This window comes from Nitrospinaceae bacterium (assembly GCA_018669005.1).
Taxonomy (GTDB): Bacteria; UBA8248; UBA8248; order UBA8248; family UBA8248; genus UBA8248.
This window is the reverse complement of record JABJAL010000089.1, coordinates 1-9,492: the sequence shown is the minus strand read 5'-3', so window position 1 is coordinate 9,492 and position 9,492 is coordinate 1. Positions and strand designations below refer to the sequence as shown.

At 55.6% G+C, this 9,492-nt stretch carries 10 protein-coding genes; all 10 read right to left on the bottom strand.

Features of this window, described 5'->3' with window-relative positions; genetic code table 11:
* Positions 1-63: 63 nt before the first annotated feature.
* Entirely contained in the window at positions 64-1,116 is a 1,053-nt protein-coding gene (holA, locus tag HOJ95_14335) for a DNA polymerase III subunit delta (GenBank protein MBT6395877.1), read from the bottom strand.
* Between the two features lie 2 nt (positions 1,117-1,118).
* Entirely contained in the window at positions 1,119-1,667 is a 549-nt protein-coding gene (locus HOJ95_14330) for a hypothetical protein (GenBank protein ID MBT6395876.1), read from the bottom strand.
* Positions 1,664-2,218: a hypothetical protein gene (locus HOJ95_14325; protein ID MBT6395875.1), complete on the bottom strand. Its 555-nt coding sequence runs from the start codon at positions 2,216-2,218 to the stop codon at positions 1,664-1,666. The genes HOJ95_14330 and HOJ95_14325 overlap by 4 nt, the downstream gene beginning before the upstream one ends.
* A 1-nt stretch (position 2,219) precedes the next feature.
* Positions 2,220-2,630, bottom strand: a complete 411-nt coding sequence (nusB, locus tag HOJ95_14320) for a transcription antitermination factor NusB (GenBank protein MBT6395874.1) — start codon at positions 2,628-2,630, stop codon at positions 2,220-2,222.
* Positions 2,631-2,652: 22 nt separating this feature from the next.
* Positions 2,653-3,141, bottom strand: a complete 489-nt coding sequence (locus HOJ95_14315; protein ID MBT6395873.1) for a 6,7-dimethyl-8-ribityllumazine synthase — start codon at positions 3,139-3,141, stop codon at positions 2,653-2,655.
* A gap of 13 nt (positions 3,142-3,154) precedes the next feature.
* The gene (gene ribB, locus HOJ95_14310) at positions 3,155-4,324 is read right to left on the bottom strand and encodes a 3,4-dihydroxy-2-butanone-4-phosphate synthase (GenBank protein MBT6395872.1); all 1,170 of its coding nucleotides are present in this window, start codon (positions 4,322-4,324) and stop codon (positions 3,155-3,157) included.
* A 28-nt stretch (positions 4,325-4,352) separates the two neighbouring features.
* A complete protein-coding gene (locus HOJ95_14305) occupies positions 4,353-5,024 on the bottom strand; it encodes a riboflavin synthase (GenBank protein ID MBT6395871.1) in 672 nt (223 codons plus the stop codon).
* Positions 5,017-6,138: a bifunctional diaminohydroxyphosphoribosylaminopyrimidine deaminase/5-amino-6-(5-phosphoribosylamino)uracil reductase RibD gene (gene ribD / locus HOJ95_14300; GenBank protein MBT6395870.1), complete on the bottom strand. Its 1,122-nt coding sequence runs from the start codon at positions 6,136-6,138 to the stop codon at positions 5,017-5,019. Before ribD ends, HOJ95_14305 begins: the two co-directional genes overlap by 8 nt.
* Positions 6,139-6,200: 62 nt before the next feature.
* The gene (locus HOJ95_14295; GenBank protein MBT6395869.1) at positions 6,201-8,849 is read right to left on the bottom strand and encodes a pyruvate, phosphate dikinase; all 2,649 of its coding nucleotides are present in this window, start codon (positions 8,847-8,849) and stop codon (positions 6,201-6,203) included.
* A gap of 83 nt (positions 8,850-8,932) precedes the next feature.
* Positions 8,933-9,492 (bottom strand): hypothetical protein (locus HOJ95_14290; GenBank protein MBT6395868.1); only part of this gene is annotated, 560 nt, incomplete at its 5' end.

The following is a 9,492-nucleotide window of genomic DNA, read 5'->3' as shown; positions in this document are numbered from 1 at the left end:
CGCCGCTACTTCCTGATTCATCTAGGCACCCACCGCTCCCGAACGACCGGGAGCGGCATCCCATTATTTTGTCCCAAATCCACCTTTGCCACTACACATCTCGATAATAAAAATCTCAATCGCCTGGAGCGCAACACTCCCCCTGCCTGAGCGCTTGATCTTCCGATCCACTGCCAGTAGTTTGCCGTAAAGTTCTCTGAAAAACCGCCCACTTGCCCGCGCCACCTGCCGCTGCAGGCGCTCGACAGCGAACGGTGGCACACCCAACACCTCGGCCAACTCGCTTTTACCCATGCCGCCCCTAGATGCCGCCTTGACGATAGTCCAACGCCTAATCTGGTTTCGAAGGAATCCGACAAGAAACTGCGGCCCGGCATTGTCTTGTCCCAGATCCCGCGCGAGGGCAATCGATTTGGCAATATCCCCATCAGCCAGCATGTCCCCAAGTTTGTACATTGCCTCAACCCTGGAGCGGCCCACCAGTTCTCGGACAGCATCCTCGTCCGCCACTTTTTGCGGGCCAATATAGGCAGCTAGCTTTTCCAGCTCGGCACGTATCCGGCCAAGGGAAGGCTCCACCCATTCGGCGAGGAGCATCGCCGCCTCCCGCGAGAGCGTGAATCCGAGGACCTGAGCCTGTGACTGTGCCCAATCAGGTATTTCTCGCTCTGAGGGAGGCTCCATTTTGAGGGCAATTCCCACGCCGGCAAGATTTTTGAAAAACGTGCGCCGCATGTCGGCTTTCTCGGCAATGAACACCACAACGGCCGTGGATGGCGGCTCTTTAATCAAAAGATCCAGCGTGTCCGCATCTTTGTCGCCAGGCTGACCCATTCCATGGATTTCGACCAGCCGCTTGCCGCCCATAAATGACAAGGTCATTGCAGCCGCCAGGATATCGGCGGCATTGGTCTCTCCCCAAGTGAAAATGTCGTGGTTGAAATCACTCCCCTCCTCGCCCAGTACAGCGAGCCGAATTTCACGAACAATCTCCTCGCGCTGAAAAGATTCTTCGCCATGCAAAAGATAAAGAGGGGATGTCTCGCCTTTTCTCAGGAGAGAGATGGCGTTCTTCACCGTCTCCCCGGAGCCTCGGCGACGGGGCGAGCGGGCCATGGTTAAAAACCTTCCAGAACCAGGCTAATTAATTCGGTGGCAAAGAACTCGGCAGCTTTTGTGTTCGTCGCCTCACGATTCGAGGCGCTACTCGTAACCGAACTTTCAACGTCAAATTCTGAGTTTGTATCGATTTCTTGTTTTAAGATGTCACGACCTGTTCTGAGGTTGCGGAGTCGAACAGCGGTCTTGATGACCACACGGTAGCGTTTTGCTTGATCGCTACTTGTAAAACCAATTGGGTCTAGACGATATTCGCGCACCACGGCATTGAGAACGAGATCTGCAGCAGATGAGTTCACAATCTGAAGCCGCCCATCATTCAGGAATTTATCGCGGGTAGTCTGGGCCATGAGAAAACCTAGGTTCGGCTCGTTCGTTTCATCACGGAATACCGAAATGTTGATCGTGCGTGCGTTCCCTATGCTCTCTGGGCGTTTCGTTCCCTCAAGGGTATATCCGCAACCGGAGGTGGCGAGGAGAAAGATGGCCAGAATAAATTTCACGCATCGAGCGGCAACAATGCTTTTTGAAATGGTGTGTAGTTTCATACGTTAATTTCGACGGAAAGTTCCCGGCCCTCGGCTCGGCGGAATACACTTTTCTCAGCGACGCTGACCAACTCATTGTAACGGGCGGGGTCCGGCTCGCAAACTGTGATATTCACATCGTAAGGGCAATCCGCCGCTCCGCGCAATGCGCCATTGACTGCCTCGGACGCCAGGTTCTCGTATTTGGCATTGGAATTATCTGAATAAAATACGGACAGTCCCAATTCACGTGCTGAGAGGCGAATCACTCGTTGAACGATTTGCTCCATTCGAGAGGACAGGATGGACAGCGTAATCCTTCTGGACGGGCCAAGACCTGCAAACAGGACATAGTGGGGCGCGATTCTACCCCTTGATGCTAAAAGCGCCTGGGAACCCCAAGTTCCGTTGAGATGCCCCTGCTCGATTTGCCTGCTAGCCTCGCCCTCAAGGAGGTTGTCCAGCCTACCCGGCAGGCCCTCAAGGGGCAGTTGCTCTTCTGTAAACGCAGATAAGGCGATGAAGCAGGGTATGTTTTCGATGGAATGCGGATCGACCCGGAGCCGAATCACTTTATACGTGAGTCTCTTTTTGATGCAGGCGGTCGAGTATGCCGTTAATAAACGAAGGCGTATCCTCGGAGCCGAATCGCTTCGCCAACTCAACGGCTTCGTTGATGGCAACCTCGGGCGGGGTGTCTGAAAAATGAAGTATTTCGCAGGCGCCAAGGCGGAGAAGACAACGCGAGACCGAATCCATCCTCTTGATGGTCCATCGTTTGCTCGCCTCGGAAATCACGCGGTCGATGTCCATAAGATTCGCAAGAACGCGCCCGACGAGTTGTTCGGCGAACGGCCTGAGGGCCGATTTATCCTCGTTGATTCGCCAAAAATGAGAGGTCTCGCTCTCGGCGTCACCTTTGGTCAAATCCAGATGATACAGAAGCTGGAAAGCCAACTCCCGTGCTTCGCGGCGCCCACTCATGAAAAATTCCTCATAGTGTTATTCATTTTTTCGTGCGGCGCGGCTTGCCTAGCGCCTTGGAAAGAGTTGCCATCTCTACGGCAGCTAGTGCCCCATCATACCCTTTGTTGCCCGCTTTCGTCCCCGAGCGCTCGATGGCCTGCTCGATCGTCTCGGTCGTTACGATAGAGAAAATTGCAGGCACGCCGGTGTCTGTCGACACCTGAGAGATGCCCTTGGCAGCCTCCGAGCATACAAGGTCATAGTGGGACGTCGCACCCCGTATGACACAGCCGATGCAGATAAGGGCGTCATACCTGCCCGACTCGGCCATGCGCCTTGCAGCGAAGGCCAACTCAAGCGCGCCAGGCACATCCGCAATATCCACATCCGCCTCTTTGACGCCGCATTTTCGAAGTCCGTTGCGGGCCCCACGAACGAGGTTCTCTACTATGAAATCATTGAATCGCGAGGCGACGATGCCAATTTTCAGCCCGCGTCCGTCAAGAGTGCCTTCAAATATCTGACTCATTTGTCTCCACCGTTTATTTGCCGGTTTGCTTCGGCTCAGGATTCATAAGAGATGCCAACGGGGACTCCATCTCAAGCGGGACTCTCCCCTCAAGATGCAGCCCATATCCCTCCAGCGCCACGAGGCGCTGCTCTTCATTTGTCATGATTTGAATTCGTTCCACACCCAAATCCACAAGTATCTGGGCACCGATGCCGTATTCTCGAAGCCTTGATACGTTGCTTGAGCGAGGAAGAATTTCCTGGCTCGAGGGAAGGCTCCCTCCCTCGACAGGCGGTGGTCCATCGCCCATTGCGTCCGTCTGGAGATAAACCAACACTCCGCGTCCTCTTTTTTGGATCGCCTCGAGCGCGTAGCGGAACCTGTCCGGGCCGTCCGAGCGAAGAAGGTTGAAGATGTCAGGGATACCCAATGCCGGCTGCACCCGGACGAGAACGGGTTCGGTCCCCTCCACTTCCCCCAGAACCAGCGCAAAATGAAGCCGCCCGCTCGTCTGATTGCGATAGATGACCGCCCGGAACTCGCCAAACGGTGTGGGCAGTATGACCTCCTCGGCCCGTTCGATGAGACTTTCGTTCTGAATCCGGTAGGCGATCAAGTCTTTAATTGTGACGATGGCGAGGTTATGTTTTTCCGCGATTTTCTCCAAATCCGGAAGTCGGGCCATTGTTCCGTTGTCCTTCATGACCTCGCAGATAACGCCCGAGGGGTCGAGGCCCGCCATTCGGGCCAGATCCACGGCGCCCTCTGTGTGGCCAGCCCGGCGAAGTACACCGCCGGGGCGAGCACGAAGGGGGAAGATGTGGCCGGGCGTCACAAGATCTGAGGACACGGCCCCTGATTTGATGGCCGTCTGTATTGTATGGGAGCGGTCAAAGGCGCTGATGCCGGTCGTCACGCCTTCTTTGGCCTCGATGGAGACGGTGAAGGGGGTGCCGAATCGTGAGGCATTCTGAAAGCGATCGACCATCATGGGAAGCGCGAGTTTTTCAACGCGCTCAGGGGTGAGCGAGAGACAAACGAGGCCGCGCCCCTCTTTCGTCATGAAATTGATGGCCTCGGGCGTCACTTTCTCCGCCGCCATCACGAAATCGCCTTCGTTCTCGCGATCCTCATCGTCCACGAGGATGACAATCTTCCCATCGTGGATATCCCCGATGGCCTCGTTGATGGTCGAGAACATGTTTTTTTTGCCGTTGTTCGATGCGGTTTTAGGCATAGCCATGCTCTTTGAGTTTATCCATCGAAACGCCGTCCCCCCCGGCCTGGGTCGAATCTGCTCTTGCCGCCTGGGCATGGGGCGAAACCAGTTTTTCCACATACTTGCCAACCAAATCCGCCTCAAGATTCACCACCGCGCCGTCTCGCTTGGCGGTAAGAGTCGTGTGCTCGCTCGTGTGGGGAATGATGGCAATTGAAAAGGAATCCTCATCACAGGTCGCCACAGTTAGGCTAATGCCGTCAACGGCAATAGAACCTTTGAAAACCACATAGCGCATCACCTCGGCTGGGGCCTCAACGGTTAGCCAAATCGAATCGCCGTCCGCCCTTCTGTCGCGAATCTTGCCCATTCCATCGATATGGCCACTCACCATGTGGCCCCCCAGTCGATCGCCAAGCGCCAGCGCCCTTTCGAGATTCACCTTGTCGCCGGCCTTGAGGCCACCAAGGTTGGTCATTCTCAAGCTCTCGGGCGAAATATCGGCCTCAAACTTTGAGCCCTCAAAGGCGACCACGGTCATGCAGGCCCCGTTAATGGCGATGGAGTCGCCGAGCCGAACGCCCTTCATTAATTCGCCCGCCGATATCGAAATGCGTGCGCCACTTTCGCTCGACGCCATGGAGCGCACTTCGCCTAGTACCTCGATAATGCCGCTAAACACTTTGTTTCTCCTGATATTTTATCCAAACAGGATCTTTTAAATAACCTTGAATCAATATGTCATCACCTATTTGCTCATGTTCAACATAAGATAATTTTGGGGCTGTTGATAGCTTGCCTGTTCCCACTCTCGATACCGCGCCAGGAGCTTCATCATCACCAATTATCATGGGCGCGATGTAGGCCATTACCTTATCAGCAAGTCCCTGCCTCATAAATGAGCCATGCACCTGGCCCCCGCCCTCAACGAGAAGATGACGAACACCACGCTCCCCAAGCGCCTCTAAAAGGGGATAAATCGCCACCCGTCCGGCGACCTCTGGGCTAAAATATAATACCTGAGCGCCTGCTTTCTCCAATTTCTCCGCCCGTTTGGGATCACTTCCCTCTAGGGCGGCGATGATTGTAGCAACGCCCTGATCCGGAGGCAATACGCGCGCCGCTGGCGGGGTCCTGAGATGGGAATCCAACACAATACGAATTAAGGGTTTGCCCTGTTTTCCTTGAGGCCTAGCTGTAAGAAGGGGGTCATCTTTGAGAAGCGTTTCGACACCAATCAATATGGCGTCAATCTGGTCCCGAAACTCATGCGAGAGCGCCCGTGAGGCCTCCCCCGTAATCCACTGGCTCTCGCCCTCTCGGGTGGCAATCCGACCGTCGAGGCTCATCGCCATTTTGAGGGTCACAAAGGGGCGCCCATTGAGGATCGAGGAGATAAATACCTCGTTAAGGCGAGCTGCCTCAAGGGCCATAAGACCAGATTCGACGGCCACACCGCCAGCTCGGAGAATTTCAAATCCTTGTCCGGCAACGCGGGGGTCGGGGTCTTCAATGGCCGCAACGACGCGTGAGACGCCCGCACGAACCACCTCGGGAGCGCACGGCGGCGTTCTGCCCTGATGGGCGCAGGGTTCAAGGTTGATGTAAAGAGTGGCTCCGCGTGCCCGCTCTCCCGCCTCACCTAGCGCGGCGATCTCGGCATGCGGCGCGCCTGCACGCTCATGCCAGCCGCGCCCGGCGACGGTCCCATCTGGAGCGACAATAACGGCTCCGACAAGGGGATTCGGGCTCACACTACCCGCGCCCTGGGCAGCAAGGGACAATGCTTCTGTCATCCAGCGGCGATCGATCTCACGGCTGTTTTCACTCAATGCCCGATTTCCCGAAAATCTGCGCTCTAGTGAATTTCAGCGGTATTATATTTCCCATGCGTAATCGTTGCCTGGGCAGCAGCAAGCCGGGCAATGGGTGCGCGCGGAGGGGCACAGGAGACATAATCCATCTTAACCATGTGACAAAATTCGACAGAACTCGGCTCGCCGCCGTGCTCACCGCAGATGCCCACTTCAAGATTCTCCCGTACCGCCTTGCCCCGCTTGATACCAATGTCCACCATCTCGCCAACCCCTTCGCGGTCAATGGCAACGAAAGGATCACGCGCGATAAGGTTTTTCTCGATGTATTCTGGCAAAAAGCGCCCGGCATCGTCCCGGCTAAGTCCGTATGTCATCTGTGTCAGGTCGTTCGTTCCAAAGCTGAAAAATTCAGCCGATTCGGCGATTTCACCGGCGCGAAGACAGGCACGGGGGATTTCGATCATGGTCCCGACCAGATAACGCACCTTGATGCCCTGCTCCTGCATCACTTCATCGGCAATGCGCACAACGATTTCTTTGTTGAATTCCCATTCTGCCTCGCCGGTCGTGAGAGGAATCATGATTTCAGGGAAAGCCGTAACGCCCTTTTTCTTCATTTCGCAGGCGGCCTCGATAATCGCCCGTGCCTGCATTTCGCAAATTCCCGGAAACGTAACGACAAGGCGGCAACCTCGATGGCCCAGCATGGGATTCTGCTCTTTGTGATACTCGGTGGCTTGCTTGATAGACTCGACAGAGACATTCAAAAGAGCGGCCACATGCTCCATGTCGCGCTCGGTCTTGGGCAAAAACTCGTGCAGTGGGGGGTCCAGCAGGCGGATCGTAACCGGCCGCTCGCCCATCGACTCGAAAAGGCCCATAAAATCACTGCGCTGATACGGGAGCAAATTAGCGAGCGCCTTGCGGCGCCCCAACTCATCCTCTGCAAGAATCATCGCGCGCACATTATCGATCCTATCTTCCTCGAAAAACATATGTTCGGTCCGGCACAGACCAATGCCCTCGCACCCATATTTAAGGGCAGCCTCAGAGTCGGCCACAGTATCGGCGTTGGCGCGAACGCCAAGCACGCGAATTTCGTCGGCCCATTCCATCAACGTGGTGAACTCGTTCGCCATATCGGGCATCTTGAGTTTGGCCTGCCCAACAATAACGTCTCCAGAGTTCCCGTTTAGGGAAATCCAGTCTCCCTCATTGATGAGGTGGCCATTCGTTTGAAAAGTTTTTTTGTCCGCCCGCACGTCGAGTTCCGTGCAACCGGCGACACAGCACTTGCCCATCTGGCGAGCGACGACAGCGGCATGAGATGTGAGACCGCCCCGGGCCGTCAAAATACCTTGGGCCACGTTCATCCCCATGATGTCCTCTGGGCTCGTTTCCTGGCGGACTAAAATGACGGCCTCGCCATTTTCTGCCTTCGAAACGGCTTCATCAGCCGTGAAAACGACTTGCCCTACAGCGGCGCCCGGTGAGGCGGCGAGTCCCGAGGCAATAATCTTGACATTTCCGTCGGCGTCTATCGCCGGGTGCAGGAGTTGGTCGAGGCTGTCCGGGTCTACGCTCAAAACAGCCTCTTCCTTTGTTATCCGACCCTCTGCGACCAATTCGACCGCGATGCGAACCGCAGCCGTGGCCGTCCGCTTGCCGTTTCTCGTCTGGAGCATGAAGAGCCGCCTGTTCTGGATGGTGAACTCCATGTCCTGCATGTCTTTGTAATGACCCTCAAGACGAGCGCAGATTTCCTCGAATTGAGAAAAGCACTCCGGCATACGCTCTTTTAGAACGGAAATCGGCTCAGGCGTACGGATACCAGCCACGACATCCTCGCCCTGGGCATTGAAAAGTATTTCACCATAAAGGGATTTTTCGCCCGTCGAGGGATTACGCGAGAAGGCAACGCCTGTGCCGCAGTCATCGCCCATGTTCCCATAAACCATGCACTGCACGTTGACGGCCGTTCCCCATTCATCGGAAATCGAATAAAGGCGCCGGTAGGCGATGGCACGGTCGTTTTTCCAGGAATTAAAAACCGCCTCGACGGCGAGGCGAAGCTGCTCGTAGGGGTCCTGCGGGAAGGTGATGCCGGATTTTTCTTTGACCAGGGCCTCGTATTGCTTGGAGAGCGCGGCCAAATCCTCGGCAGAAAGATCAACATCGTTCTCAACGCCGCGATCTTTTTTCATTGCGCTAATCAATTCTTCAAAATCGTGGTGTTCCATGTCGAGCACCACGTTGCCAAACATATTGATGAAGCGGCGGTAGCTGTCGAAGGCAAAGCGGGCGTTGCCGGTTTTCTTTTCAAGTGCGGCCACCGTATTGTCGTTGAGGCCCAGGTTGAGGACGGTGTCCATCATTCCCGGCATCGACTCCCTTGCGCCCGATCGAACGCTGACCAGAAGTGGATTCTCCTCGCCTCCAAATTTCGCTCCCATCGCAATTTCAAGGCGCGACATCTGCTCTTTAACGCCATCCCATACGCCTTCGGGAAATTTGTTTGACTCAAGATAATCAACACAACAATCTGTTGTGAGCGTGAAGCCCGGGGGGACGGGTATGCCCAGACTCGCCATCTCGGCGAGATTCGCCCCTTTACCGCCAAGTAGCTCGCGCATGCCCGCGCTGCCTTCCGTGTCCCCGGCGCCGAAAGCGTAGATCCACTTATCCGCCATTTTCTGAAAATCCTCCTGCTCATATTTGGAGCATGGTTAGAAATGCGCCTCGGTTCCTTGGGCGTGAGGCGAAAACGAATTTTTTATTCCTTAGGGCGTCCCTGAATCTTGGAGAAATCAGCGACGGGCTCGAACAGGGCCCCCACCCTGCCGAGAAGCGCGAGGCGGTTGCGCCTGAGCTTCTCATCCTCGGCCATCACCAAAACTTCGTCGAAAAATTTATCAACAGCTGGTCTTAGGGCAGTGACATTTTCCATCACCTTGGCCCACGCGTTTTCAAGCGCATTGTTTTCATCGCGCTTGATATCCCCGAGGGATGCCATGATTTTTTCAATCTCTGTGGAGCGGACGCCGAGCACATCATTTAAGATGCGCTCCCCCTCGTCCTCCAGCAACTCTTCCGAGAAATTATCACCATTACCGCCGCCTTCTCCAGCAGCCTGGCGAATGATGTTGCTCACCCGTTTAAAGGTCGTTGCCAGTGGCTCAAAAGTATCTGCGCTGGCAGCCAGCTTTTCAACCGCCGCAAGCCTTGCAGCGGCATCCGCCGGGTCATGCCAGCCAGTGCCGCCCCCTGCCGAAATGACCGCCTCTATCAGATCTGCCCGCCCGCGCCCTCGCGCCAGACTCGCGCCGACACGAT

Coding starts and splice junctions, on each gene's coding strand:
- holA (MBT6395877.1), bottom strand. CDS start 1,116: ATGGCCCGCTCGCCCCGTCGCCGAGGCTCCGGGGAGACGGTGAAGAAC.
- nusB (MBT6395874.1), bottom strand. CDS start 2,630: ATGAGTGGGCGCCGCGAAGCACGGGAGTTGGCTTTCCAGCTTCTGTAT.
- HOJ95_14315 (MBT6395873.1), bottom strand. CDS start 3,141: ATGAGTCAGATATTTGAAGGCACTCTTGACGGACGCGGGCTGAAAATT.
- HOJ95_14330 (MBT6395876.1), bottom strand. CDS start 1,667: ATGAAACTACACACCATTTCAAAAAGCATTGTTGCCGCTCGATGCGTG.
- HOJ95_14295 (MBT6395869.1), bottom strand. CDS start 8,849: ATGGCGGATAAGTGGATCTACGCTTTCGGCGCCGGGGACACGGAAGGC.
- ribB (MBT6395872.1), bottom strand. CDS start 4,324: ATGTTCTCGACCATCAACGAGGCCATCGGGGATATCCACGATGGGAAG.
- ribD (MBT6395870.1), bottom strand. CDS start 6,138: ATGACAGAAGCATTGTCCCTTGCTGCCCAGGGCGCGGGTAGTGTGAGC.